The sequence below is a fragment of the Vibrio sp. Isolate25 genome (assembly GCF_022398025.1).
Lineage (GTDB): Bacteria > Pseudomonadota > Gammaproteobacteria > Enterobacterales > Vibrionaceae > Vibrio > Vibrio coralliilyticus_A.
Genome location: NZ_JAKEUT010000009.1, coordinates 90,856 through 117,483, shown reverse-complemented (window position 1 = coordinate 117,483; position 26,628 = coordinate 90,856). Strand labels below are relative to the sequence as shown.

General features: G+C 45.4%; 20 protein-coding genes and 1 tRNA gene. 14 read left to right on the top strand and 7 right to left on the bottom strand.

Translation table 11 applies throughout. The annotated features are described in order from the left end of the window. Positions 1-70: 70 nt before the first annotated feature. Both glnS and nagE read right to left on the bottom strand, forming a co-directional pair. Positions 71-1,741: a glutamine--tRNA ligase gene (glnS, locus tag L1D15_RS16365; RefSeq protein WP_239867438.1), complete on the bottom strand. Its 1,671-nt coding sequence runs from the start codon at positions 1,739-1,741 to the stop codon at positions 71-73. A gap of 313 nt (positions 1,742-2,054) precedes the next feature. Continuing rightward, a complete protein-coding gene (gene nagE, locus L1D15_RS16360) occupies positions 2,055-3,593 on the bottom strand; it encodes an N-acetylglucosamine-specific PTS transporter subunit IIBC (RefSeq protein WP_239837541.1) in 1,539 nt (512 codons plus the stop codon). Positions 3,594-4,074: 481 nt separating this feature from the next. Here nagE and nagA point away from each other — a divergent pair, with 481 nt between their 5' ends. From nagA to L1D15_RS16335, 5 genes are all read left to right on the top strand, one after another. Then, entirely contained in the window at positions 4,075-5,211 is a 1,137-nt protein-coding gene (nagA, locus tag L1D15_RS16355; protein WP_239876443.1) for an N-acetylglucosamine-6-phosphate deacetylase, read from the top strand. Positions 5,212-5,213: 2 nt separating this feature from the next. Further along, positions 5,214-6,428 carry an ROK family protein gene (locus L1D15_RS16350; protein ID WP_239837539.1) on the top strand — a complete coding sequence of 405 codons (1,215 nt, stop codon included), beginning with the start codon at positions 5,214-5,216 and terminating at the stop codon, positions 6,426-6,428. 80 nt (positions 6,429-6,508) lie between these two features. Continuing rightward, positions 6,509-8,098, top strand: a complete 1,590-nt coding sequence (locus L1D15_RS16345) for a cation:proton antiporter family protein (RefSeq protein ID WP_239876442.1) — start codon at positions 6,509-6,511, stop codon at positions 8,096-8,098. Between the two features lie 223 nt (positions 8,099-8,321). Beyond that, a complete protein-coding gene (gene asnB / locus L1D15_RS16340; RefSeq protein ID WP_239876441.1) occupies positions 8,322-9,986 on the top strand; it encodes an asparagine synthase B in 1,665 nt (554 codons plus the stop codon). 347 nt (positions 9,987-10,333) lie between these two features. After that, the gene (locus tag L1D15_RS16335; protein ID WP_239867426.1) at positions 10,334-11,725 is read left to right on the top strand and encodes a peptide MFS transporter; all 1,392 of its coding nucleotides are present in this window, start codon (positions 10,334-10,336) and stop codon (positions 11,723-11,725) included. Positions 11,726-11,809: 84 nt separating this feature from the next. Here L1D15_RS16335 and L1D15_RS16330 read toward each other — a convergent pair whose 3' ends face one another. Then, on the bottom strand, positions 11,810-14,461 hold the full coding sequence (locus tag L1D15_RS16330; protein WP_239876440.1) for a beta-N-acetylhexosaminidase: 2,652 nt from the start codon (positions 14,459-14,461) through the stop codon (positions 11,810-11,812). Between the two features lie 402 nt (positions 14,462-14,863). Here L1D15_RS16330 and L1D15_RS16325 point away from each other — a divergent pair, with 402 nt between their 5' ends. Further along, complete coding sequence (locus tag L1D15_RS16325; RefSeq protein WP_239876439.1) at positions 14,864-15,733, top strand: TraB/GumN family protein; 870 nt, start codon at positions 14,864-14,866, stop codon at positions 15,731-15,733. Between the two features lie 67 nt (positions 15,734-15,800). Here L1D15_RS16325 and L1D15_RS16320 read toward each other — a convergent pair. Further along, positions 15,801-15,877: transfer RNA gene (locus L1D15_RS16320), tRNA-Pro, on the bottom strand. Positions 15,878-16,234: 357 nt separating this feature from the next. Between L1D15_RS16320 and L1D15_RS16315 the strand changes: the two genes are divergently transcribed. From L1D15_RS16315 to rluF, 3 genes are all read left to right on the top strand, one after another. After that, positions 16,235-16,375, top strand: coding sequence for a DUF3149 domain-containing protein (locus L1D15_RS16315; protein ID WP_006959603.1), 141 nt, complete (start codon positions 16,235-16,237; stop codon positions 16,373-16,375). A 156-nt stretch (positions 16,376-16,531) separates the two neighbouring features. Continuing rightward, complete coding sequence (gene smrA / locus L1D15_RS16310; RefSeq protein ID WP_239876438.1) at positions 16,532-17,113, top strand: DNA endonuclease SmrA; 582 nt, start codon at positions 16,532-16,534, stop codon at positions 17,111-17,113. Positions 17,114-17,240: 127 nt separating this feature from the next. After that, positions 17,241-18,275, top strand: a complete 1,035-nt coding sequence (gene rluF, locus L1D15_RS16305) for a 23S rRNA pseudouridine(2604) synthase RluF (protein ID WP_239876437.1) — start codon at positions 17,241-17,243, stop codon at positions 18,273-18,275. Positions 18,276-18,335: 60 nt separating this feature from the next. Here rluF and upp read toward each other — a convergent pair whose 3' ends face one another. Next, positions 18,336-18,962: a uracil phosphoribosyltransferase gene (gene upp / locus L1D15_RS16300; RefSeq protein WP_239837531.1), complete on the bottom strand. Its 627-nt coding sequence runs from the start codon at positions 18,960-18,962 to the stop codon at positions 18,336-18,338. A gap of 178 nt (positions 18,963-19,140) precedes the next feature. Between upp and purM the strand changes: the two genes are divergently transcribed. The 5 genes from purM (at position 19,141) to L1D15_RS16275 (ending at position 22,116) form a co-directional block, all read left to right on the top strand. Next, entirely contained in the window at positions 19,141-20,181 is a 1,041-nt protein-coding gene (gene purM, locus L1D15_RS16295; RefSeq protein ID WP_239837530.1) for a phosphoribosylformylglycinamidine cyclo-ligase, read from the top strand. Positions 20,182-20,184: 3 nt separating this feature from the next. Then, the gene (purN, locus tag L1D15_RS16290) at positions 20,185-20,826 is read left to right on the top strand and encodes a phosphoribosylglycinamide formyltransferase (protein WP_239867412.1); all 642 of its coding nucleotides are present in this window, start codon (positions 20,185-20,187) and stop codon (positions 20,824-20,826) included. Between the two features lie 115 nt (positions 20,827-20,941). Continuing rightward, on the top strand, positions 20,942-21,592 hold the full coding sequence (locus tag L1D15_RS16285) for a tellurite resistance TerB family protein (RefSeq protein ID WP_239876436.1): 651 nt from the start codon (positions 20,942-20,944) through the stop codon (positions 21,590-21,592). 126 nt (positions 21,593-21,718) lie between these two features. Continuing rightward, the gene (locus tag L1D15_RS16280; RefSeq protein ID WP_239837527.1) at positions 21,719-21,925 is read left to right on the top strand and encodes a YaeP family protein; all 207 of its coding nucleotides are present in this window, start codon (positions 21,719-21,721) and stop codon (positions 21,923-21,925) included. After that, complete coding sequence (locus L1D15_RS16275) at positions 21,925-22,116, top strand: DUF4250 domain-containing protein (protein ID WP_006959611.1); 192 nt, start codon at positions 21,925-21,927, stop codon at positions 22,114-22,116. Before L1D15_RS16280 ends, L1D15_RS16275 begins: the two co-directional genes overlap by 1 nt. A gap of 58 nt (positions 22,117-22,174) precedes the next feature. Here L1D15_RS16275 and L1D15_RS16270 read toward each other — a convergent pair whose 3' ends face one another. Together L1D15_RS16270 and purL are read right to left on the bottom strand one after the other, a co-directional pair. Next, positions 22,175-22,525 (bottom strand): DUF3622 domain-containing protein, encoded by a 351-nt coding sequence (locus tag L1D15_RS16270; RefSeq protein WP_019275555.1) that lies wholly within the window; start codon positions 22,523-22,525, stop codon positions 22,175-22,177. Positions 22,526-22,689: 164 nt separating this feature from the next. Next, positions 22,690-26,601, bottom strand: a complete 3,912-nt coding sequence (gene purL, locus L1D15_RS16265) for a phosphoribosylformylglycinamidine synthase (RefSeq protein ID WP_239876435.1) — start codon at positions 26,599-26,601, stop codon at positions 22,690-22,692. Positions 26,602-26,628 lie beyond the last annotated feature (27 nt).

The window sequence follows — 26,628 nt, the reverse complement described above, 5'->3', positions numbered from 1 at the left end:
TCCAATCATGAGCGCTTTTCTTTTATCAAATAAAACAGCCAGTCATATGACTGGCTGTTTTATTTAACGTTTATTTTGCTTCAATTTTCGCCCAGGTATCACGTAGACCTACAGTGCGATTGAAGACTAGCTTATCTGCGGAAGAATCTTTTGAGTCTGCGCAGAAATAGCCCATACGCTCAAACTGGTAACCCTTTTCAGCTTCGGCGGTAGCTAGACTTGGTTCTACAAACCCATTCATCACAACAAGTGAGTCAGGGTTGATTGTCTCAGCAAAGTTATCGGCTGCTGCTGGGTTTGGCACTGTGAACAAGCGATCGTATAGGCGAATCTCAGCAGGTAGGCCTTTATCTGCCGATACCCAGTGAATAACACCTTTCACTTTACGGCCATCAGCTGGGTTCTTACCCAAAGTGTCTACATCGTAGCTACAGTAGATGGTGGTAATATTACCCTCTGAATCTTTTTCGATACGCTCTGCTTTGATCACGTAAGCACCACGTAGGCGCACTTCTTTCCCCAAAACCAATCGCTTGTACTTCTTGTTCGCTTCTTCGCGGAAGTCTTCACGTTCAATCCAAAGTTCACGGGTGAATGGTACTTCACGCTCACCCATCTCAGGCTTGTTAGGATGATTAGCAACGCTGAGTATTTCAACCTTACCTTCATCATAGTTTTCGATAACAACCTTAACTGGATCAAGCACAGCCATAGCACGAGGCGCGTTTTCGTTTAGATCATCACGAATACAAGATTCTAGTGAACCAAACTCAATCATGTTTTCTTGCTTAGTGACACCAATACGCTTACAAAATTCACGAATCGATGCAGGCGTGAAGCCACGGCGACGCAAGCCAGAAATAGTTGGCATACGAGGGTCATCCCATCCGTTGACTAAGTTTTCAGTCACAAGCTGGTTCAACTTACGCTTAGACATCACCGTGTATTCTAGGTTTAGACGGCTGAACTCGTACTGGCGTGGCTGACAATCAATAGAGATGTTCTCTAGTACCCAATCGTATAGGCGACGATTATCTTGGAACTCAAGCGTACATAAAGAGTGAGTAATCCCCTCTAGCGCATCCGAGATACAATGTGTGAAGTCGTACATTGGATAAATGCACCACTTATCACCCGTTTGGTGGTGCTCAGCAAAGCGAACACGGTATAGAACAGGATCACGCAGTACGATGAAAGAAGACGCAAGGTCAATTTTCGCACGCAAGCACGCTTTCCCTTCTTCAAAGCCACCCTTTCGCATTTTTTCAAATAACGCTAAGTTTTCTTCCACACTGCGGTCACGGTATGGGCTTGGTTTACCCGGTGTTGTCAACGTTCCACGGTATTCACGAATCTGCTCAGGACTTAGCTCTTCAACATACGCTAAGCCTTTCTCAATTAATTCAACCGCGTACTCGTAAAGCTTATCGAAGTAGTTTGATGAGTAACAAATCTCACCATCCCATTCAAAGCCTAACCAGCTCACATCATTCTTAATAGACTCAACGTATTCAACGTCTTCTTTTTCAGGGTTCGTGTCATCAAAACGAAGATTACACTGTCCTTGATAGTCCTGAGCAATACCAAAGTTTAAACAAATTGACTTAGCATGACCGATATGCAAGTAACCGTTCGGTTCCGGCGGGAAACGAGTATGCACGCTAGTGTGTTTACCATCCGCTAAATCTTTATCAATGATTTGGCGAATGAAGTTCGATGGACGAGCCTCAGCTTCACTCATCTATAGCACCTCAATTATTTTAGTATTGTCAGAGAAAAATAGTGTTTGTGTTCGTCATTAGCGACGCCAAACATATAACGGCTAATGATCCACAATTCTTCGCAATTACACAACTATAACCAGACTTTTATTGGTAAATAATCCATCGATAGTAGACTGGCACGCTGGCTTTGCTTATGAAAGCAGCAAATTTATTGAGCAAATCATATGAAGGGCTCGCTTGATACCTGGTATTCGGCAAGAAGTGAATACAAAAAATCCCCAAGTGTGTACTTGGGGATTTTGTATAAGACTAAAGTTTTTAGCTAGCAAGCTAAGCTGGTAATTGCACATCTGATAAATCAGCATCCGCTGGGATGTTTTTCATTTCACCCGCAACGATTTCAGCTAAGGGTCCTAGAATAACTTGGACATTGTTAGAACCAAGCTTCACAACTCCCATCGCTCCCAAGTCTTTCAGTGTCTTCTCACTGATTAAGCTAGTGTCTTTGATAGTGAGACGTAGGCGAGTGATACAAGCATCGATATTATCGATGTTGCTGTGACCGCCAAGAGCTTTAAGGTATTGTTTCGCTAGCTCAGAAGAATTTTCAGAGCCTGTCACACCAGACGTTTCAGCGCTTTCGTCGTCTTCGCGACCCGGGGTCTTCAGACCAAACTTCACGATAACAGTACGGAAGATTGTGTAGTACAGAGCGAAGAACACAAAACCTTGAAGGATTAGCATATACCATTGGTTTGACTCAGGTTTCGCTGAAGATAGAACCATATCAACTAAGCCTGCAGAGAAGCCAAAGCCAGCGGTCCAGTTCATTAGGTCAGCAATGTATAGAGAAATCCCTGTTAGAGCCGCGTGTATAACATATAACACAGGCGCTAGGAACATGAATGAAAACTCAAGAGGCTCAGTAACACCAGTAAAGAACGATGCAAAACCAGCAGCAATCATAATAGAAGCAACTTTGGCTTTATTCTCAGGTTTAGCAGTGTGGTAGATAGCAAGTGCAGCACCTGGCAGACCAAACATCATTACAGGGAAGTAACCTCCCATGTAGCGACCTAGCTCACCAATAACACCAATCACTTCACCATCAGAGTTTAATTTAACAAGTTGACCACCTTGCTCGACAACGTTACCTGCCGCCCAGAAGTTACCCAAGTCATTAATGCCAGCCATGTCAAACCAAAATACAGAGTTCAGCGCATGGTGCAGACCTACAGGGATAAGTAGACGGTTGAAGAAGCCGTACAAACCAGAACCAACCTCACCTAGGTTAGTGATGCCTTCACCGAAAGAGACTAGACCCGTAAAGATGACTGGCCACACGTACATAAGCACAAAAGAGAGGATGATACCGGCGAAAGAAGTTAGGATTGGTACTAGGCGCTTGCCTGAGAAGAACGCCAATGCTTTTGGTAGCTCAACTTGGTAATAACGGTTGTAGAGCTCAGCAGCAACAATACCAGAAAGAATACCAATAAACTGGTTACCAACTTTAGCAAAAGCCAATTTAGTTTCTGGGTCATCAAGAGCTACTAGGCCAATTTGCTCAACCGTACCAGGGCTAAGTAAAGTGGTAATGACTGTGTAAGCAACGAAGCCTGCGAGAGCTGCTGCGCCATCTTTGTCTTTTGACATACCGTAAGCAACACCAATTGCAAACAATACAGACATGTTATCAATGATTGCTGCACCAGCTTGGACTAGGAAAGCGGCAACTGCACTGTTACCACCCCAACCTGCTGGGTCTATCCAGTAACCAATACCCATGAGTATTGCTGCAGCAGGAAGAGTAGCTACAGGCACCATAAGCGCCTTACCTACCTTCTGAAAGTATCCGAGAATATTCACCGTATAGTTCCCCCTATAGGATTTTTGTATTTTTGGCTGAGCGACTTTTTTTATTCGCTCAATTTAGTCCTGCTCAGTGTATGCCATTAATTTTGCCCCGCAAATTAAAACCTTATCAATTGTGATCATAATCACCAGAAAATGGCCTAATTCGAGGATTTTGCTAGCGAGATCATAAAACTTATTTTACAATACAAAAAAATAACAACGCACACCTAATATTCACGGTATTCTGAACTTATTATCATCATGACAATGCTCGTAGTTCAAGAAGTCTATCTGGTATTACCCAGTAAGCTTCTTCATATTCAGCAAGCTTTTAAATGAGACAGAATGTAATTTCAGATAGAATATCTCTTGCTTGCTCAAGATATTTTGCGACCTAATTGAAGCTCACGAATAAAGTATAAAGATACGTAATGAATGTTTCAGTTAGGCGGATAGAAGTATTAAAAATCAAACTTATAAGGATTAGCTAACCATGTATGCGCTAACTAACTGTAAGATCTTCACCGGCAACGACGTTCTTGTCGACCACGCAGTCGTCATTAAAGACCAACTGATAGATTCGCTATGCCCGGTAGCTGACCTTCCTCATGATATTGAAGTTCAGGACTTAAACGGAGCAAATCTTAGTCCCGGATTTATCGATCTGCAGCTAAATGGTTGTGGTGGTGTCATGTTGAATGACGAGATCACTGCTGAAACCATGCAAATCATGCATGAAGCAAATCTTAAGTCTGGCTGTACTAGCTTCCTTCCTACTCTTATCACTTCTTCTGATGAAGATATGCGTCAAGCAGTATCAGCTGCACGTGATTACCATGCTCAATACCAAAACCAATCACTAGGCCTGCACCTTGAGGGGCCGTATTTAAATGTGATGAAAAAAGGCATTCATAGCGTTGATCATATCCGACCATCAGAAGACAACATGATCGATTTCATGTGTGAAAACGCAGATGTCATTGCAAAAGTGACACTCGCACCAGAACATAATGACCCTGCACACATCAAACGCCTAAGAGCTGCGGGGATTGTCGTATCAATCGGTCATACCAATGCGACGTATTCTGAAGCTCGTCAGAGCTTTGACGCTGGTATCACGTTCGCTACTCATCTATTTAATGCAATGACGCCTATGGTAGGGCGTGAGCCTGGGGTAGTTGGAGCAATCTACGATACCTCAGACGTTTACGCGGGCGTCATCGCCGATGGGTTCCACGTCGATTATGCAAACATTCGCATCGCTCACAAAATCAAAGGCGAAAAATTAGTATTAGTGACAGATGCCACAGCTCCTGCAGGCGCTGACATGGATTACTTTATTTTTGTTGGTAAGAAAGTATATTACCGAGATGGTAAGTGTGTTGATGAAAATGGCACACTAGGCGGTTCAGCACTGACAATGATAGAAGCTGTACAAAATACCGTTGAGCACGTCGGTATCGCGCTGGACGAAGCACTTCGCATGGCAACCCTATACCCAGCGAAAGCAATAGGGGTTGATGAGCAACTAGGCCGTATCAAACAAGGCATGGTTGCAAATCTGACAGTCTTCGATCGTGACTTCAAAGTTCAAGCGACGGTTGTTAATGGACAATACGAGCAAAGTTAAGAATGAATGGCGGACAAATAGGTAACGTAGACTTAGTAAAACAGCTAAATAGCGCAGCAGTTTATCGACTGATCGATCAACAAGGGCCGATATCTCGAATCCAAGTCGCGGACGTTAGTCAACTCGCGCCAGCAAGCGTTACAAAAATCACCCGCCAATTACTCGAACGTGGTCTTATCAAAGAAGTCGCACAGCAAGCCTCAACGGGAGGGCGTCGTGCGATTTCACTGACCACCGAAGTCGAGCCTTTCCATTCAGTAGCCGTACGTTTGGGCAGAGATTACATTCAATTCAGCCTCTACAATCTTGGTGGTAAAGAATTGGTTTCTGGATATCAGGAATTCTTCTATACCACTCAAGAAGATTTAGTTGACGGTCTCACCTCTCACCTAAAAAACTTTATTCAATCTAACCACTCGGTCATCAACCAGTTGATCGCCATTGGTGTTTCTCTACCCGGTCTGGTAAACCCTGAAACTGGCGTTGTCGAGTATATGCCTAACATCAGTATCGATAACCTTGCCCTCGCCGAGCTGATCGAAAACACCTTCCATGTTCAATGCTTCGTCGGTAATGATGTTCGAGGTATGGCGCTTGCGGAACATTACTTTGGCGCGAGTAAAGATTGCCAAGATTCGATTTTAGTCAGTGTTCATCGTGGTACAGGGGCAGGTATTATCGTCAACGGCCAAGTTTTCTTGGGTTTCAATCGCAACGTCGGTGAAATTGGTCATATTCAGATCGATCCCCTAGGGGAACAATGCCAGTGCGGTAACTTTGGTTGCCTCGAAACGGTAGCAGCTAACCCCGCGATCGTTGAGCGAGTAAAAAAATTAATCAAACAAGGTTATGAATCCAGCCTGACAGAACTGGAAACCATTACGATTAAAGAAGTGTGTGATCACGCAAACATGGGTGATGAACTGGCCAAACAAAGTTTGGTTCGGGTAGGTAACCAGTTAGGTAAAGCCATTGCAATTACTATTAACTTGTTTAACCCACAAAAAATCGTTATCGCCGGGGATATTACCCGTTGCGAAGAGATTATTTTCCCTGCAATTCGTCGCAATGTGGAAAACCAGTCTCTCACTACTTTCCACAGTGGACTGCCGATTGTCGCCTCTGAGATCGATAGCCAGCCAACGATTGGCGCATTTGCAATGATAAAACGTGCGATGCTTAACGGCGTTTTGTTACAAAAATTGCTCGAAGATTGATCTAGTAAGCAATCAGTTGAGTTAGAATAACGGGTTACAATTATGTAACCCGTTTTTATTAGGACAAGAATCAGATTCATATGGAACTCATTTTAATCTCTTCCGCCTTTCTGGCTGGGTTCATTACCCTCAAGTGCAACTTGCCCCCTTTGGTCGGTTTCTTACTGGCTGGTTTTGCTTTGCACGCTTTTGGTTTTGAAACGAATGGCACCATAGTCACGCTAGCCGATCTTGGAGTGACCCTCTTGCTGTTCACAATCGGTTTAAAACTGGATATCAAAACACTACTATCCAAAGAAATCTGGGCGGGGGCCACCATACACAATCTGCTATCTACCCTTTTATTTAGTGCTGCCCTACTCTGCTTCAAATTCTTAGGTGTCAGCTCACTAGCGAGCATGTCAGCAGAGCAATTGCTCCTGCTTGGTTTCGCACTCTCTTTCTCTAGTACCGTTTTCGCCGTGAAATCTCTCCAAGAAAAAGGGGAGATGAATGCCACTTACGGCACTATGGCGATTGGTATTCTAGTTATGCAGGACATCTTTGCTGTGGTGTTTCTAACCGCTTCAACGGGCAAACTGCCTGAGTGGTACGCCATTGTACTCTTTGCTCTGCCATTATTGCGCCCTGCCTTTTACAAGATGCTCGACTGGGTTGGCCATGGCGAAATGCTGGTACTATTCGGTATTTTCTTTGCGCTAGTCGTCGGTGCTGGGTTATTCGAGCTGGTCGGAATGAAGCCAGATCTTGGCGCTTTGATCCTAGGAATGCTCCTTGCTGGGCACCGCAAGGCATCAGAACTTTCTAAATCACTGTTTAATCTAAAAGAACTTTTTCTCGTTTGTTTTTTCCTCAATATCGGTTTGGCAGCGCAACCTACCATGTCAGGTTTTGCCTTAGCTATTTTGTTCTTACTGCTATTGCCACTGAAAGGGATTCTATATTTTGCCGTACTGAACACCTTTAAGTTCCGTGTACGGACTTCATTACTCACCACACTGAGCCTATTTAACTTTAGTGAATTCGGTCTCATCGTTGGTGGACTCGCCTTTAAAATGGGCTGGATGAGCGGAGATATATTGGTTGCTTTAGCATTGGCGGTCTCCATCTCCTTTGTTCTAGCATCACCACTCAACCGTAAAGGCCACGAGTTATACCGTCGTTCTGGCCGCTGGTTAAAAGAACATGCAGCGGAGAAACTTCACACTCGCGATCAGCTCATTAATCCGGGGAATGCTCAAGTTCTGATCCTTGGTATGGGACGCATAGGCACTGGTGCCTATGATGAGTTACGCTCGCGTTATGGAAAGATTTGCTTAGGTATTGAAGTGAGAGAGGACGCGGCTGTACAGCATCAAGCTGAAGGACGAAATGTGATCGCCGGAGATGCCACTGACCCTGACTTCTGGGAACGTATCCTCGATACGGCCAACGTAAAGTTAGTTCTACTCGCCATGCCTCATCACCAAGGGAACCAAACTGCACTAGAGCAGCTACAGAGCAAAAAATTTCAAGGCCAGATCGCAGCTATCGCAGCATACCCTGATCAGCTTGAAAGCCTGAATGAAGGAGGGGTAGACGCTGCGTTTAACATATATAGCGAAGCAGGGAGTGGCTTCGCTAGGCACGTCTGTGAGCAATTGAAACCGACCTTCAGCACTTCACAATAACGTACGAACAAGGCAGCGACATAGCTGCCTTTTCTTTACTAACACCTTAAATCGTTTAAAAAACGAACCAAACATAGAGCCCATTCATCAAATCAAGGTTAATGTTAGATAAAATTTAACAACAACCTTGTTAGTTAAACTTTTTTATCAGTGACTGTTGATTTTTTTAATCAAAATGGCAAATTGAACTCAGCAGATTAAATAAGGTTTATAAGGAAGTTGTATGTGTTCTATCTTCGGTATTCTAGACATCAAAAGTGACGCTCAAGCTCTTCGCCCTGTAGCGCTAGAAATGTCTAAGAAACTTCGTCATCGTGGCCCTGACTGGTCAGGTATCTACTCTTCAGAAAAAGCCATTCTCGCTCATGAGCGTCTTGCTATTGTTGGATTAAATAGTGGAGCACAACCTCTGTATAGCGCTGATAAAAAGCACATCCTTGCGGTAAACGGTGAAATCTACAACCACAAGGAAATCCGTGCACGTTATGAAGGTAAATACGATTTTCAAACCGACTCTGACTGTGAAGTCATCCTAGCGCTTTACCAAGATATGGGCGCTGACCTTCTCGAAGAACTCAACGGTATTTTCGCATTCGTTCTGTATGATGAAGAGAAAGACACCTATCTCGTCGGCCGTGATCACATTGGTATCATTCCGCTTTACCAAGGTTACGATGAACACGGTAACTACTATGTCGCTTCTGAAATGAAAGCATTGGTGCCAGTATGTAAAACCGTCAGCGAATTCCCTCCTGGTTGTTACTATGGAAGTGGTGATGCAGAACCTAAGCGCTATTACATCCGTGACTGGAATGAGTACGCTGCAGTCCAAGGCAACTCCACCAGCAAAGAAGAGTTGACTGAAGCACTTGAAGCTGCAGTTAAGCGCCAGCTCATGACAGACGTGCCTTACGGTGTGCTTCTCTCTGGCGGCTTGGACTCTTCTATTACTTCAGCGGTAGCAAAACGTTTTGCGGCGATGCGTATTGAAGATGATGAGAAGTCCGAAGCATGGTGGCCACAACTGCACTCATTTGCGGTCGGCTTAGAGGGTGCGCCTGACTTAAAAGCAGCGCGAGAAGTGGCAGACAAAATCGGTACTGTTCACCATGAGATGACTTATACGATTCAAGAAGGTTTAGACGCAATTCGTGATGTTATCTACCACATCGAGACATACGACGTTACGACTATCCGTGCTTCAACGCCAATGTTCCTAATGGGTCGTAAGATAAAAGCGATGGGCATTAAGATGGTACTGTCTGGTGAAGGTGCCGATGAAATCTTCGGTGGTTACTTGTACTTCCACAAAGCGCCAAACGCAAAAGAGTTCCACGAAGAGACGGTTCGTAAGCTGCTTGCTCTCAACATGTTCGACTGTGCACGCGCGAACAAATCACTTGCGGCATGGGGCGTTGAAGGTCGAGTGCCTTTCCTAGATAAAGAATTTATCGATGTGGCAATGCGCCTAAACCCAGAAGATAAGATGTGTGGTAACGGTAAGATGGAGAAACACATCCTGCGTGAGTGTTTCGAACACTACCTACCAGATTCAATCGCATGGCGTCAGAAAGAGCAGTTCTCTGATGGTGTCGGATACAGCTGGATCGATACGCTTAAAGAAGTGGCTGAAGCAAAAGTCTCTGATCAGCAAATGGAAACGGCTGCCTACCGCTTCACATACAACACGCCGACAACAAAAGAAGGCTATGTATACCGTGAAATCTTTGAAGAACTATTCCCGCTTCCATCGGCGGCAGAATGTGTCCCTGGCGGCCCATCAGTCGCTTGTTCTTCAGCTAAGGCGATTGAATGGGACGAGTCATTCAAGAACATGGCTGACCCATCAGGCCGAGCTGTTCAGAGCGTTCACAACGATTCATACTAACCAAACTTAAAAGAGGCTCATTGAGCCTCTTTCTTATTTCACAACAAACTTCTTCAAATACTGCAAAGCAATCAGTTTGCTCACTTACTAGCCCCCCTTTCTCAGCGCTGCCCACTTCTCTTTTTTTCAGATATGACAGCATATTGTAAAAATCATAATCTCGATTTTGCAAACTAAGTTTATGGTACGTTATTTTCAGCAATTAAAAGCCATTATTTCTTTTATTTCAAACGGTTACAACAAAACCATAAGCATGACTAATAAATAGAGCCATTGCAGATAGATCTACTACGGAGTATATGTAGAAAACAAATAAAATTCTTTAATAACAAACATTAGTAATATTTATGTCAAACCAACATCAACAATTCTTTGGACACCCTCGTGGCTTGTTCCTTTTGTTCGGTACCGAACTTTGGGAACGCTTTTCTTACTACGCAATGCGTGCAATCCTTGTTCTTTACCTTACCGATGCAACACTTGACGGTGGTTTAGGCTGGTCGACTAAAGATGCTTTGGATCTCTACGGCATCTATACTGGACTCGTTTACATCACTCCCCTTATTGGCGGATGGCTAGCCGATAACTACCTCGGACAACGCCGCTCTATTCTTATTGGTGGCGCTTTAATGGCCGTCGGCCAATTCACCTTAGCCATGCCAGCAGATATGTTGGGGCTAGGTACCGTACACACCTTTTATCTCGGTCTTGCGCTTTTAATTGCGGGTAATGGCCTATTTAAGCCAAACATCTCAACCATGGTGGGTGACTTGTATCAGGAAGGCGATAACCGACGCGATGGAGCGTTTACCATTTTTTACATGGGTATCAACATAGGCGCGCTACTAGCAGGAGTTGTTGCGGGCTCTGTTACCAATGAATTTGGCTGGAAGTCTGGCTTTGTTGTCGCGGGTATCGGTATGCTCATCAGCCTGATCATGCAGATGAGCCTCGCTCAGTCATGGCTTGGGGACATTGGCCGTGAGCCTGCAGCCAAGAGAGATTTGGCCCTCAAAAAGTCCTCTAAGAAAGAGCCATTAACGAAAGAAGAGTTTGACCGCATCAAAGTTATTTTGGTGATGAGCCTGTTCACTATTGTCTTCTGGGCTGGCTTTGAGCAAGCGGGTGGCCTGATGAACATCTACACCCAGCAATACACAGATCGTATGATTGGCGGCTTCGAAGTACCTGCGGCTTGGTTCCAATCACTCAATCCATTCTTCATCATTACACTTGCTCCTTTACTTGCAGTACTTTGGGTCAAGCTTGGGAAACGAGAGCCAAACTCACCGGTCAAATTTGCTCTCGCTATGTTCTTCCTCGCACTTGGTTTCCTATGTATGGTTGGTGCGGTAATTGAACAAGGTGGTGATACCACGGTGAAAACCTCCATGCTATGGCTAGTTGGCGCTTTCTTCTTCCATACTCTCGGTGAGCTTTGCCTGTCTCCAATCGGTTTGTCATTAGTGACTAAGTTAGCCCCGCTCCGCCTCGCTTCTCTGATGATGGGCGCGTGGTTCGGCTGTAATGCGATTGCTAACTATGTCGCTGGCTATGTTGGCTCACATGTTGGCGAACTTGGCGCATTTGCTATCTTTAGTGGCATCGCGGTTACCGCGATCATATCTGGTGTCATTTTGCTCTTGTTCTCAAACACACTGGTTCGTTGGATGCACGGCGCAGAATCTCCAATCAGCAATGCTGAGCAAATAGAAGAGCAGCAAACTCAAATCGCTTAATCGCAGCTTCATATATGAAAACGCCCGACCTATCATAGATCGGGCGTTTTTGTTTGCTTTTCCCTCTATCGGAAAGGGAGAAAATCACTTCACGCTAGTCACGCGGCTTACTCTCTCGCCTGTATCAGACACAGAGCGGATGAAGACTTCACCTTTCACATTTGGACGAGCATTATCTGCGTAAGTTAGCCAGTTCTTACCATCTAGAGAGTATTGAAGCTTGACACCAGGGAACTGAACGTTCATCACTAGCTTGCCCTCTTCTACTTTCGCACCTGGTACAGGTAGGCGGTAATCAATACCTGATTTCTCTAGCTTAGCCAGTTCACGTTGGCCAACTACGTTGGCAAAGCGGTTGTAGTCTTGGTTTAGCGCAGCTTTGTCTACTAGGTTAGAGTTTTGCGAGTATTCAACACCCACTTTGTAGTCGTTTTCCCAGTCAGCACGGTGCCATGCACGCTCAGCTGCTGCTAGTACGCGAGGGAATACCATGTACTCATATTGCTCGTCGTTACGTACTGTCTCAGACCAAAGCTGTGCTGATAGACCGTAGAAAGGTTTCGCTTCGATTTCACCTTTGCCAGTAAAGCCGTTGCCATCGCGGTCTACAGAAGTTTCTGCATTCTGAGGCATGTTCTCTGGTGCAAAGCCAAACATCTTACGAGTGTCTGTTGCACGCGTTGCCCAGTAGTAACCACGCTCTTTCGGGTCAACTTCGTATGGCATATCCATGTAAACGTAGTCTGGGTTAGAAACGATCACGTCGTAACCTTTCTTAGACCACTCGTACACTGATGATGTGCCACCCCAGTAAAGTACATCCCAGAAATTAACGCGTGTGTTTTCTGTTGCGAACGCTTTCTCACCTTCACTGTATTTAAGACCATCTTGCCATGCTTGGAAGTTTGCAATGCCCTTCTCTGCCACAATCTTCGATACTTCTTCCGCAAAATGGCTTGGTAGATGAGCAAAGTCGCTTACCGTACCGTCTGCAATTAGCGTCTGACATTGTGGAGACTGTGCGAATGGCTTGTCTTGCTTAGATAGGTCAATCGTGCCTTTCCAGCTTACTTTCTCTTCAGCGTTCACATCTTGGAAACCAGCACCTAGCTTGATGTTCTTCGCTTCGTCACCACCAAAGTGCCATGTTGTTAGCGGCGCACCAGCCTCGTTGTGCATTGTTGCGACTTCTGAAATCACTTTATCGACAAAGCGAGTTGAAGATTCCATACATGGGTTGATGAAGCTTTGCTTGTTGTAGAACTGAACCGTGGTTACGTTCGATGTATCTTGTGGATCCATCAATCGATATTCGTTCGCTTCTATTTCTTTACCTTCTTCCATTAGGCGGTCGTAACGTGCTTCCATTGATACCACAGCGGCACGAGCGTGTGCTGGCATATCGATTTCAGGAATCACTTCAATGTTACGCGCTTTCGCGTATTTCAAGATTTCCACGTAATCTGCTTTGCTGAAGAAACCAGAACCAAAGTTGTCTGTCGTTGCACCTGAGCCAAGCTGAGGTAGTAAACAGCTTTTCTCTTCCAAATCGAAACAACGGTTAGCACCCACTTCAGTCAGCTCAGGCAGACCCAGGATTTCTAAACGCCAGCCTTCATCATCTGTTAGGTGAAGGTGTAGTTTGTTCATCTTGTACGCTGCCATTTGGTCAAGCGTTGCAAGGATTGCGTCTTTAGAGTGGAAGTTACGAGCCACGTCCACCATCACACCACGGTAATCAAAACGCGGCGCATCTTTAATAGACAGTTGTGGTAGAGAATCAGCATTTTGGCTATCTACCAGACCAAAGAGTGATTGTACTGCGTAGAAAGCACCTGCTTGGTCGAACGCTTTAATCACAATACCGTCGCCTTTGATGCTCATTTCGTAAGCACCAGATTTTGCCAACTCACCGCTGAAGTCTGCAGGAACAACAGTGATACCTACAGGAAGGGAGCCTTGAACATCTACACCTACCACTTCGCCGCGTGTTTGAATTGCTGCGTATTGAGTCGCATCGAATGCGTCTTTAGGCAGCGCAATACCCGCCGCGATATCTACCGTACCTTTACCTGCTTCAACAGACATTGGCGTTGGTAGTAACGTGGTTGATACGTCTTGTTTTTCTAGGTCTTGGTTCTTCTCGAAACGAGACACAGCGTTTGCAAATACGTTGTTGTCATTTGGCGTACGTGTTAGGTTGTTGCCCTCAAGGCCAGTCACAAAAGATGCAACGTCTTCGGTGTTAAGAGAAGCGATCATCTTAGGCTCTGCATTTGGTGCAGCAACAAACGCGCCTGGCATGAAGTCAGTTTCAAATAGCTGCCAGTATTCAGCAACAAGAGGAAGCACAACCTCTTCACCCGCAGCAAAACCATCAAACTTATCTGTTGGTTCTAGTTTGTGTAGGTCACCCGTTACGCGAGAGATTTTGAACTGCTCGTTGTCAACATCCAGAATCAGACGAATGCTGTGGAAATAAATAGCCCAATCTTTAGAGTCAACCGCTTCACCTTGGTTAACTAGCGTCATGTTTACTTTGTTACAAGACGCCCACTCAGCGCCCATGTCTTGACATGCAAGACCTTCATTTGCGCCGTGGTTAGTCAACACTTCATATTGAATATCAAGATTACTGGCGAGCGAATTAACAACACTTTGCTCATTAGATTGAAACGCAGAGCAACCTGCTAGTGATGCGACAACCGATACCGCGATCAGACTTTGTTTAAACATCTTACTTACCCCAACACGTAAATAGAGCCGAAAAAGTCAGCTCGAAAACTAAGAATAGAAACAACATATCTCAATTTATTTTTAGTCGTAAAATTAAACTCTAGTGAAAGTGATCGTGTTCGAAACTCAAGATTTATAAAAACAAAATGATATTTAAAAACAAAAGCTTACAATCTACGTTAAAATCAACACAAATCATTTGACGGTATTACTGAGAATTTGATCGCACCTATTCATAACAACAACAAATGAATTAGGACTTAGATCACAAGACAGCAATCATCCGATTACGCTAAGCTAGGATGTAAAATAGAAAAGTGTGATTTTAGACGCAGTTTGCTCTCGTTAAACCACGTCAAAACCTAACCATTTCAACAAATTTTCCGTAAGGCGACAGACCCTATGTATAAATTTTGTCTACTGTTTCTGGCTCTGGCTATCTCAACCTCCTCTGTAGCAGAACCTCTTTACTGGCAAGCTCAGAAGGGCAAACTCAACTATTTAATTCTGGGTTCAGTACATGTCGGAGATGAAAGCATGTACCCACTGCCTCAAACAATCACTGAACGGCTTAAGTCCAGTGACGGGCTAATCATGGAAACAGACATACGCAAAACACAGGGAGTCAGCTACCCGCCCGTGACGTTACTGACCAAGGATGTCCTGAGCCCAGCACAGCAGAACGAGCTTAAAGGGATGGCTAATCTACTTAACATGGACCAACAACAGCTGATGCTGTCCCCGCCATGGGCAACCGCGCTGGCATTACAGATGAAACAAATCGAGTACCTCGGCTACCAGGCAGCTTATGGCATCGATACTCATTTGATGTACAAAGCTACTCTCCAAGACATTCCCGTTATTAGTTTGGAGTCGATTCAGTTTCAGATTGATTTACTTACAGGACAAAAAGAAGCGGGTAAAGAGCTATTGGTTAGCGCTATTGAAGAGTTTGACCACTCAGAAGATGCCACTCACTGCCTGATAGAAAGTTGGAAAGCGGGTGATTTGGATAAATTAAATGAATTCGCCAGCCTGACAGAAATGTCTCCAGAATTCGAACAGAGTTTTATGACCCAAAGAAACATCGACTGGGCGGAACAACTGTCAGAACCAAGCTGGTCACCTAAACGCAAAGGCTCTTACGTGATGGTTGTCGGTGCATTACATCTAGTTGGTGAGCAGAGTGTTTTGGATTTGCTCAAAGATAGTGGCTTTAAGGTATCACAACTTTCGCAGAGTAAGGCCGCGAACTGTGAGTTTGAATATTAGTCGTTGCAGCAATAAGTTTGCTGTTGAAAAGAGAAAAGCCCGCTCAAATAGCGGGCTTTCTTATATATGGTCGGTGAAGAGGGATTCGAACCCCCGACCCTCTGGTCCCAAACCAGATGCGCTACCAAGCTGCGCTATTCACCGAAAATTTTTGCTAGGATTTCGCTGCATCAGAGGGTCGCCCTCTACTCCCGCTATTCCTAACCTCAGGATGCGCTACCAAGCTGCGCTATTCACCGAGATGTTTCTTCGAGCTGATTGCCCGTCAACGAAGGCGTATATTACGGATTCTGATCGTTAACGCAAGCCATTTTACTAAGTTTTTTTACATTTAGGCTTGTTTGACTAAAACACCACCAACGGGTGATAAAATGTGAGCACAAACACAGCACAAGAAACAAATACGCAACCAAAACCATACAATTGATCCAGATCATTACCGGTATTGTAACCGTCTATTAATTTAATCCATGTCATCACTACTTTGGATTTGGAGGGAACATGGACTTTTGGCTGAATCTCCTGTTTGGTAATGCAGTAGGACTATCTTCAATGTTAGTCATCTTTGGGGCTTTGGGTCTGATGCTATTTTATGGCGGTTACTTCATTTACAAAGTAATGAACGACAAATCTCCTCACTAGATCGCTTAGCCCTATTTTCGAATAGAGTATCGCTATGCACCGAAGTAGATTCTTTGTCTACTTCGGTTTTTTACTTTCAGCATTAGAAATTTCTGCTCTATTATCCGTTGTCATGGGTATAATACAGTTACTCATTCCCTACTCTGAGATGCAGTTATGTCTCACGATGATGATTTCGCCTTATTCCAAGAAATGATGGGAGATGTTAAGCCCATTCAACATGATACAGCCGAACATAAAAAGCACCATCAAGTCACCGAAGCACAACTCGCAAAGCGTGAAGCCGCCATTTGGCTAACCGAAGACGATCCCGAGTATTTGTCTGTTGACCATGCTCCCATGCTTAAACCAGAGGATATTATCGAGTTTAAACGCGATGGAGTGCAAGAAGGTGTGTATCGCAAGTTACGCTTGGGGAAGTATCCTATTCAAGCCCGCTTAGACTTACACCGGCATACGTTAAAACAAGCCCGTGATGAAGTAGTCAAATTCCTCAAGCAATGCGTACAAATGGATATTCGCACCGTGGTTATTGTCCATGGCCGCGGTGAGAAATCTAACCCACCAGCATTAATGAAAAGCTATGTCGCACAGTGGTTACAACAAATTCGTGACGTACAATGCGTTCATAGCACACAGCGCTTTCATGGTGGCAGCGGTGCCGTTTATGTCATGCTACGTAAAAGTTCAGAAAAAAAACTCGAAAATCGAGAACGCCATCAAAAACGCCTTGGCTAGACAACGCACGGTTTGAAATGAGATTAAGCTTACTCCGTCATCATAAGAGTGCTAGAATATCAAAGCAGCCAAAGGGCTGCTTTTTCATTTCCGATTAATGCCGTTGTGAAACGTTAGAGAGAACAACATGTCACAAGATGCCAAACGCCTAAACAAATTCATTAGTGAGACCGGTTTTTGCTCACGCCGAGAAGCTGATCGCCTAATCGAACAAGGTAGAGTTACTATTAACGGAAAAGTACCCGAAATGGGGACTAAGGTTTTTCCGGGAGACGATGTTCGTGTCGATGACAAGCCAATCAGCGCCGCCACAGACAAGCCTATTTATATCGCTTTGAATAAGCCGACTGGCATCACCTGTACCACTGAACGTGATATTCCCGGCAACATTGTTGATTTCATTGGCCACAAGAAGCGTATCTTTCCTATCGGTCGTCTAGACAAACCATCTGATGGCTTGATCTTTCTGACCAATGACGGTGATATCGTCAACAAGATCCTCCGTGCCGGCAATAATCACGAAAAAGAGTATGTTGTTCGTGTCGATAAACCGATTACCGAACAGTTCATCAAAAAAATGAGCTCAGGTGTCGATATTCTCGATACCAGGACGTTGCCATGTAAGGTCACTAAAGAGACTAAATTCTCTTTTCGTATTGTCCTCACACAAGGCCTTAATCGCCAAATCCGTCGTATGTGTGAAGCACTGGGTTATGAGGTTTTCAAACTTCGCCGAGTTCGTATCATGAATATCACCCTCGATGGAATCCCAAATGGCCAGTGGCGCTACCTCAGCGATGACGAGATCAGAGAAATTCTCGCAATGTGTGAGTCATCGAGTGGAACGGAAGACGCTTCAAAAGTAGATTCACGCGGTCGTAACATTCGCAAAGCGACTGACGCCAAGCTATTTGACAGTCGTGAAGAGAATCAGGAATCAAAAGCAAGGCGCAATCAAAAACAGCGCACATTCAAAGGCAAAAATGCCGAAGAATTTCGCCACGCCCCTAATTCGAAAAAAGGGCGGGGAGGAAAATCAGATTCCAAATCTAAACCGAGCACCAATAAAGGCAAAAGCGTCTACAAAACAAAGTCAGATAAACCCGCTCAGCGACCATCTGACAAGCCTCGCACTGTCGGCACATTAAGTTTAAAGAAATAACTTGTCCTATAAAAACGGGAGCCAGCTGGCTCCCGTTTTTATTTGCTGAGATACTTCAATTTATACCGTACCGAAGATCTTATCGCCTGCATCACCAAGACCAGGAACGATGTAACCTTTGTCATTTAGTTTTTCATCAATGGCGGCAGTAAACAGTTCAACATCTGGGTGAGCTTTCTCTAGCGCTTCAATACCTTCTGGCGCTGCAACTAGAACTAAGACTTTAATCGCTTTACAGCCTTGCTCTTTTAGCAGGTCGATCGTAGCGATCATTGAACCGCCCGTGGCAAGCATTGGGTCTACAACCAGCGCAATACGCTCATCAATATTAGATGTTAGCTTATTAAAGTAAGGCACCGGCTCTAGTGTTTCTTCATCACGGTAGATGCCCACAACACTGATACGCGCACTTGGCATATGTTCAAGCACGCCATCCATCATGCCAAGACCAGCACGTAAGATAGGTACAACCGTCACTTTCTTACCTTTAATCTGGTCTACTTCTACCGGCCCATTCCAACCTTCAATGGTTACTTTCTCTGTTTCAAAGTCTGCAGTTGCTTCGTAAGTCAGTAGGCTACCGACTTCAGTTGCTAGCTCACGAAAGCGCTTAGTGCTAATCTCACCTTCTCTCATTAGACCCAGTTTGTGTTTAACAAGAGGGTGTTTTACTTCAACAACTTTCATTTCCATCTCCGGATACATAGGTGATTTTTAAACAAACCTTCAGATTATAAACGATTTCGTTCTCAAATTCTTGCGCTAGAACAAAAGAAAAAACCAGCGCAAACGTTTGCTATATTGGTTTATCCGCTGTTAGAATAGCGCCGATTTCATATCCAACTTTCAAACTGAGGACTTCCTTGTGAGTGCTGATAACACTTCTCTTAGCTATAAAGACGCTGGCGTAGATATCGATGCAGGTAACGCACTAGTAGACCGCATCAAAGGTGCCGTTAAACGTACTCGTCGCCCTGAAGTAATGGGTGGTATTGGTGGTTTTGGTGCTTTGTGCGAACTACCAACCAAATATAAGCAGCCGGTACTGGTCTCAGGTACTGACGGGGTTGGAACCAAACTTCGTCTTGCTTTGGATATGAAAAAACACGACACCATAGGCATCGACCTTGTCGCTATGTGCGTAAATGACTTGATTGTGCAAGGTGCTGAGCCACTGTTTTTCCTCGATTACTACGCGACAGGCAAACTGGATGTTGATACTGCGGCAGACGTTGTTTCCGGTATCGCTGACGGCTGTGTACAAGCCGGTTGTGCGCTTATTGGTGGTGAAACTGCTGAAATGCCTGGCATGTACGAAGGGGAAGACTATGATGTAGCGGGCTTCTGTGTTGGCGTCGTAGAAAAAGAAAATGTTATCGACGGCAGCAAAGTCGCGGCAGGCGATGCGCTTATCGCGGTAGGTTCAAGTGGTCCTCACTCAAACGGTTATTCACTCATTCGTAAGATTCTCGAAGTATCGGGCGCAGATAAGAATGAAGAGCTAGCAGGCCGTACTATCGGCGAACATCTGCTGGAACCAACAAAGATTTACATCAAATCGGCGCTAAAAATGATTGAAGCGCACGACATTCATGCAATTTCTCACATTACTGGCGGTGGTTTCTGGGAAAATATTCCTCGCGTACTGCCTGAAGGCACCAAAGCTGTTATCGATGGCAATAGCTGGGAATGGCCTGTGATTTTCAACTGGCTGCAAGAAAAAGGCAATGTGACCACTCACGAAATGTACCGCACATTTAACTGTGGTGTTGGTCTAGTTATTGCGCTGCCAAAAGAACAAGCAAACGCGGCAGTGGCGTTGCTTGAAGCAGAAGGTGAGAAGGCATGGGTTATTGGTGAAATCGCTGATGCCAGTGCTGATGAAGAACAAGTAGAGATCAAATAAATTATGAAGAGTATTGTTGTTTTAGTTTCAGGAAATGGTTCGAACTTACAGGCGATTATTGATGCTTGTGAAACCAAGATCAGTACTGGCCGAGTGACCGCTGTTTTTTCAAACAAAGCAACAGCTTATGGCTTGGAGCGAGCTAAGAAAGCAGGCGCAGCAGCCCACTTTTTGGATCCAAAATCATTCGATACCCGCGACGCGTTTGATCATGAATTGATGAAGCAAATTGATGAATATAAGCCAGATGTCATTGTTCTCGCAGGGTACATGCGCATCTTAAGTGGTGAATTCGTTCGCCACTATAGAGGCCGAATGATCAATATCCACCCTTCTCTACTGCCGAAATACCCAGGTCTGAACACCTACCAACGAGCCATTCATGCTGGTGATGAAGAGCATGGCACCAGTGTTCACTTTGTTACTGAACAACTGGATGGTGGCCCGGTGATCCTACAGGCTAAAGTGCCCATCTTTGATGAAGACACGGTTGAAACACTTACAGAACGAGTACAAACTCAGGAACATAAGATTTATCCTCTGGTCGTGCAATGGCTGGTTGAAGAACGCTTGATCATGAAAGACGAAAAAGAAGCTTACCTTGATGGTAAGTTACTTGGAATTCATGGGTACGCTGAAGAATAGTATCAGCCGTGCAAACTCTGCGATCAAAGGCGAGCTCTGTGCTCGCCTTTTTGCTTCTATTAATCTTCAATTCATATTGACTCAGTTAGTCTGAACAAAACTAAGGAGGTCCAGAATGGATTTAAAAAGTTTATTGAATCAGGCTCTAAACTCAGATCTTGTTCGTCAAGGCCAACAGAAAGTGCAACAGCAATCTAGCTCTGGAGCGCTAAAATCTCTTGGAGCAGGTGCAGTGGGTGGTGGCTTAGTCAACCTACTCATGGGGTCTAAAAAAAGTAAAAAGCTTGGCAAAAAAGTCGGTAAAAATGCACTTAAAATTGGAGGGGCAGCGGCTCTAGGGGCGCTGGCTTATACCGTTTACAATAATTGGCAAGGCAAGCAAAAAGCAACCTCAGTACAAGAAGATTTTAATGCCAACGATACTATTCATAACGAGCTCATCATCAAAGCTATGATTGCCGCTGCAAAAGCAGATGGTCATGTCGACGCAGAAGAAATGCAGCGCATAGATTCCACACTGAAAGAAGCTGGTGCGGATGCTGGGTTACAAACCATGCTCCACAATGAGCTAAACAAACCTCTCGATCCAAGCGAAATTGCTCGACTCGCTCAGTCACCACAACAAGCTTCAGAGATTTATCTCGCGTCTCTAATTGTTGTCGATGAACAGAATTTCATGGAGAAAGCCTATTTGCAGGAGCTAGCCAAACAGTTACAACTGGCGCCGGAGGTAACTTTCCAGCTTGAGCAACAACTGCAAGACTAAGCCAAAGCGAACAAAAATCCAGCATCGCTGCCTTGAGTTTGAGCCAGAACAAACAGTTGCTTTGAGTTTCAATCACAGCCTGTGTATATTTGAGAGCAGTTCTCATTTAATTATTAGGTTAACAACATGAAAATATATGATTGCTGCGACTTGGTTCGCGAGCTCTATGCGCAAATTGGCAGTGGCGATCAGGCCTATGTGCCTAAAGCGATTGCTTGTTCACTACGCGCGTTAAACGATATTGCAGCGGATACCAGCCTCCCGCAACATGTAAGAGACAAAGCGGCATTTGCAGCAGCGAATCTGCTGATTTCAGATTTCGAGGATCAATAATGAACTTAGCGAACTTTGAAACGATGGATCCAATCATGCTGATGAGCATCGTCAACATGAAGCTACGAGATGACTTTGGTGGTGATTTAGATAAGCTGGCGACGTATTTTGATATCGATAAGTCAGCACTGGAGACTAAACTCGCTTCCGCAGGTTTTGATTTCCTACCAGAAGCAGGACAATTTCGCTAATCAAAGCGTTATCGGATACAAAAAACCGCCTAAGCAGGCGGTTTTTTATTAGAAGTGATTACTCTTCGTCGAAAAAGTCATCTTCATCATCTAATTCAGCTTGCGCTGCGGCTGCGCGCTTCGCTTCTTCGTAACGTGCTTTCTTTTCAGCGGCTTCTTGCGCTAGACGCTCTTCACGCTCAACACGAACTTTACGTGCTTCACCTTTACGTTCGTTACGGGCCGCTTGGTTTTGGATGAAACCCGCTAGCTCTTTCTCCGCCCACTCTTGCGCTAAAGCTTCTGTTTCAAAGCCAGCTTCACGCTTAGACACAGATGTTTTACGTGATGTCACTTGACGAGTGATCTCTGCACACCAACCATTACGCTTTTCAGTCACACGAATGGCAAATTTTTTGTTGTTCGACATATTCATTTCCTAAGGGATTCTAATAGAGTATTGAGGGATTTAGCCATCCCTTGGCAAGCGCGGTATTAGAGCGTAAAAAAGAGCCGTTGGCTATAGATTTTTCAACAAATAAAAAGCGCAGACTTCGGTCTGCGCTTTTACTTTCCAATAACAGCTAATACCTGTTAACCAACATTCTTACGTGCGTTTTGGAACATACGCATCCAAGCACCGTTCTCGCCCCAACCTTCTGGAGACCATGAGTTCGCCACAGTGCGGAATACACGCTCTGGGTGAGGCATCATGATAGTTACGCGGCCATCTTGAGTCGTTAGACCTGTGATTGCGTTTGGCGAACCGTTCGGGTTGTTCGGGTATTGCTGTGTTGGGTTACCGTGGTTGTCCACGTAGCGAACGGCCACTGTACCTGATGCTTCAATCGCGGCTAGGTGGTCAGCATCACGCACTTCTACGCGACCTTCACCGTGAGACACTGCGATTGGCATACGAGAACCTGCCATGCCGTCGAAGAATACAGAGTCAGATTTCTGAACTTCCACTAGGCTAAAGCGAGCTTCAAAACGCTCAGATTCGTTACGAACGAAGCGTGGCCATAGATCTGCACCTGGGATTAGCTCTTTCAGGTTTGATAGCATCTGACAGCCGTTACACACACCTAGAGAGAAGGTATCTTCACGCTGGAAGAAGCCTTGGAACTGGTTGCGAGCTTGCTCGTTGAACAAGATAGATTTCGCCCAACCTTCACCTGCGCCTAGTACGTCACCGTAAGAGAAACCACCACAAGCCACTAGGCCTTGGTACTCTTCTAAAACAGCTTGACCGGTTAGGATGTCGCTCATGTGAATATCTGTCGCTTCAAAGCCAGCGCGGTCGAATGCTGCTGCCATCTCAACGTGAGAGTTAACACCCTGCTCACGCAGAATTGCCATCTTAGGTTTGGCGCCTGTATTTATCATAGAACCGGCGATGTAAGGCGCTGCAATGTCTTCGTTCACATCAAAGCTTAGTTTAACATTCAGACCTGGGTCAGAGTTGTCTTTCTTCGCTTCGTGCTCTTGGTCAGCACATGCTGGATTATCACGTAGACCTTGCATCTTATGCGTTGTCTCAGCCCAGATAGTACGTAGTTCAGTACGGTTACGCTCTAGAACCACTGTCTCACCAGAAGTGATCACCAGCTCGTCAGACGCTTCTACAGAACCGATTACGTGTGAACATGCCTCAAGGCCGTTTGCAGCTAGCGTTGAAAGTACAGCATCTAGGTCGTCATTCTTAACCTGAAGCACTGCGCCTAACTCTTCGTTAAATAGCACTGCTAGAGCGTCGTCACCTAGTACTTCAATATTCGCTTTAACACCACAGTGACCCGCGAATGCCATCTCAGCAAGAGTAACGAATAGACCGCCATCGCCCTTATCGTGGTAAGCCACGACTTGGTCGTTAGCAACAAGTGCTTGAACGCCTTCGTAGAAACCTTTTAGCTGCGCTGCGTTGTCTACGTCTGCTGGCTTATCACCAAGCTGCTTGTAAACTTGCGCTAGAGCTGTTGCACCTAGGCGATTTTGACCGTTACCTAGGTCGATAAGTACAAGGCTAGTATCGCCTTTGTCTGTGCGTAGCTGAGGAGTAATTGTCTTACGAACATCTTCAACACGAGCAAACGCCGTGATGATTAGAGATAGCGGAGAAGTGACTTCTTTCTGCTCGCCATTCTCTTCCCACTTAGTCTTCATCGACATTGAGTCTTTACCCACTGGGATAGTCAGGCCAAGTGCTGGACATAGCTCTTCACCCACCGCTTTCACCGCTTCGTAAAGACCTGCATCTTCACCTGGGTGGCCTGCTGGAGACATCCAGTTTGCAGACAGTTTAATGTGTTTGATATCACCGATGTTGGTCGCAGCAATGTTAGTGATAGCCTCACCCACCGCTAGACGAGCAGATGCGCCAAAATCTAGAAGAGCAACGGGTGTACGCTCACCCATTGACATCGCTTCACCGTGGTAAGTGTCGTAGCTTGCTGCTGTTACTGCGCAGTTAGCTACTGGAACCTGCCATGGGCCAACCATTTGGTCTCGAGCCACAAGACCAGTTACGGTGCGGTCACCGATAGTGATAAGGAATGTTTTCTCAGCAACCGTTGGTAGGCGAAGTACACGCTCAGCCGCATCGTTTAGCTCAATGCCATCACGGTTAATCGCAGGGTTGTTCGCTTTTAGCGTTTTCGCATCACGGTGCATCTTAGGCGTCTTACCAAGAAGAACGTCCATTGGCATATCGATTGGCGTGTTGTCGAAGTATGAATCTTCAAGTTTCAGTTCACGCTCTTCCGTTGCCACACCTACTACAGCGTATGGTGCGCGCTCACGCTTACAGATAGCATCGAATGTGTCCATGTTTTCTGGAGCAACCGCCAGTACGTAACGTTCTTGAGATTCGTTACACCAGATCTCAAGTGGGCTCATACCAGGTTCGTCGTTTGGTACGTCACGTAGTTGGAAGATACCACCACGCTCACCATCGTCTACAAGCTCTGGAAGTGCATTAGAGATACCGCCCGCGCCTACATCGTGGATGAATGCGATTGGGTTCTCTTCACCAAGCTGCCAACAACGGTCGATCACTTCCTGACAGCGGCGTTCCATCTCTGGGTTCTCACGCTGTACTGAAGCAAAGTCTAAATCTTCTGCTGATTGACCAGACGCCATTGAAGATGCTGCACCGCCACCAAGGCCGATGTTCATTGCAGGACCACCAAGAACGATTAGGCTTGCACCGACTGGGATCTCTTTCTTCTGCACGTGCTCGTCACGGATGTTACCCATACCACCAGCGATCATGATTGGCTTGTGGTAACCACGAACTTCTTCACCTGCGTGAGAGTTAACTTTTTCTTCGTAAGTACGGAAGTATCCAAGTAGGTTTGGACGACCAAATTCGTTGTTGAACGCTGCGCCACCAAGTGGGCCTTCTAGCATGATGTCTAGAGCGTTAACGATGCGACCCGGCTTACCGAAATCTGTTTCCCATGGCTGTTCAAAACCTGGAATACGTAGGTTAGAGGTAGTGAAACCTACAAGACCTGCTTTTGGCTTACCACCAATGCCTGTCGCGCCTTCGTCGCGGATTTCACCACCAGAACCTGTAGATGCGCCCGGCCATGGAGAAATAGCCGTTGGGTGGTTGTGCGTTTCCACCTTCATTAGAATATGGGCTTTCTCTTGGTTGTAACCGTACTGGCGAGTTTCTGGATTCGGGAAGAAACGACCAACCTCTGAACCGACCATTACTGCTGCGTTATCTTTGTAAGCAGACAGCACGTTATCTGGTGTCGTTTCGAATGTGTTTTTGATCATCTTGAACAGAGACTTCTCTTGCTTAATGCCGTCGATAGTCCAGTCTGCGTTGAAGATCTTGTGACGACAGTGCTCTGAGTTCGCTTGGGCGAACATCATTAGCTCGATATCTGTTGGGTTACGATCTAGCTTATTTACGAACGCATCGTAAAGGTATTCAATTTCATCGTCTGCAAGTGCAAGACCTAGGGTAACGTTTGCGTTTTCAAGCGCAACACGACCACCAGAAAGCAGGTCAACGTCCGCCACTGGTGCAGGTTCTGCCACTTGGAAAAGTGCATTCGCTGAGTCAAAGTCAGCAAAAACCACTTCCATCATGCGATCGTGGATAATTGCTTTTAGCTCAACCAATTGAAGCTCAGTTAGCTCTGCAGATGTTTCAACGTAGTACGCTGTACCACGCTCAAGACGAACCAACTTGTCTAGACCACAGTTATTTGCGATGTCTGTCGATTTTGATGACCAAGGAGAGATAGTACCTGGACGAGGCGTAACTAGAAGCAGCAGACCAGTTGGCTCATGCTCTTCAATAGTTGGACCGTAAGTCAGCAACTTTTCTAACTTCTCAACTTCAGATGCGTCTAGATCTGCCGTTAGATCAGCAAAGTGGGTAAATTCAGCGTAAATACCTGTTACTGGCAAGCTCAATTCACGACAAAGCTCTAGAAGCTTGTTAACACGAAATTCAGATAGAGCTGGGGAGCCACGAAAAATTCTCATGTGCTTAGGTCTCTTATGCAATTGGTT

Excerpts from the sequence above, each read along its gene's own strand:
- L1D15_RS16275 (WP_006959611.1), top strand. The coding sequence starts at position 21,925 with ATGAACTTAGCGAACTTTGAAACGATGGATCCAATCATGCTGATGAGC.
- L1D15_RS16270 (WP_019275555.1), bottom strand. The coding sequence starts at position 22,525 with ATGTCGAACAACAAAAAATTTGCCATTCGTGTGACTGAAAAGCGTAAT.
- rluF (WP_239876437.1), top strand. The coding sequence starts at position 17,241 with ATGTCACAAGATGCCAAACGCCTAAACAAATTCATTAGTGAGACCGGT.
- L1D15_RS16335 (WP_239867426.1), top strand. The coding sequence starts at position 10,334 with ATGTCAAACCAACATCAACAATTCTTTGGACACCCTCGTGGCTTGTTC.
- L1D15_RS16345 (WP_239876442.1), top strand. The coding sequence starts at position 6,509 with ATGGAACTCATTTTAATCTCTTCCGCCTTTCTGGCTGGGTTCATTACC.
- glnS (WP_239867438.1), bottom strand. The coding sequence starts at position 1,741 with ATGAGTGAAGCTGAGGCTCGTCCATCGAACTTCATTCGCCAAATCATT.
- asnB (WP_239876441.1), top strand. The coding sequence starts at position 8,322 with ATGTGTTCTATCTTCGGTATTCTAGACATCAAAAGTGACGCTCAAGCT.
- L1D15_RS16280 (WP_239837527.1), top strand. The coding sequence starts at position 21,719 with ATGAAAATATATGATTGCTGCGACTTGGTTCGCGAGCTCTATGCGCAA.
- L1D15_RS16285 (WP_239876436.1), top strand. The coding sequence starts at position 20,942 with ATGGATTTAAAAAGTTTATTGAATCAGGCTCTAAACTCAGATCTTGTT.
- L1D15_RS16325 (WP_239876439.1), top strand. The coding sequence starts at position 14,864 with ATGTATAAATTTTGTCTACTGTTTCTGGCTCTGGCTATCTCAACCTCC.
- nagA (WP_239876443.1), top strand. The coding sequence starts at position 4,075 with ATGTATGCGCTAACTAACTGTAAGATCTTCACCGGCAACGACGTTCTT.
- upp (WP_239837531.1), bottom strand. The coding sequence starts at position 18,962 with ATGAAAGTTGTTGAAGTAAAACACCCTCTTGTTAAACACAAACTGGGT.
- smrA (WP_239876438.1), top strand. The coding sequence starts at position 16,532 with ATGTCTCACGATGATGATTTCGCCTTATTCCAAGAAATGATGGGAGAT.
- L1D15_RS16330 (WP_239876440.1), bottom strand. The coding sequence starts at position 14,461 with ATGTTTAAACAAAGTCTGATCGCGGTATCGGTTGTCGCATCACTAGCA.
- purN (WP_239867412.1), top strand. The coding sequence starts at position 20,185 with ATGAAGAGTATTGTTGTTTTAGTTTCAGGAAATGGTTCGAACTTACAG.
- purL (WP_239876435.1), bottom strand. The coding sequence starts at position 26,601 with ATGAGAATTTTTCGTGGCTCCCCAGCTCTATCTGAATTTCGTGTTAAC.
- L1D15_RS16350 (WP_239837539.1), top strand. The coding sequence starts at position 5,214 with ATGAATGGCGGACAAATAGGTAACGTAGACTTAGTAAAACAGCTAAAT.
- L1D15_RS16315 (WP_006959603.1), top strand. The coding sequence starts at position 16,235 with ATGGACTTTTGGCTGAATCTCCTGTTTGGTAATGCAGTAGGACTATCT.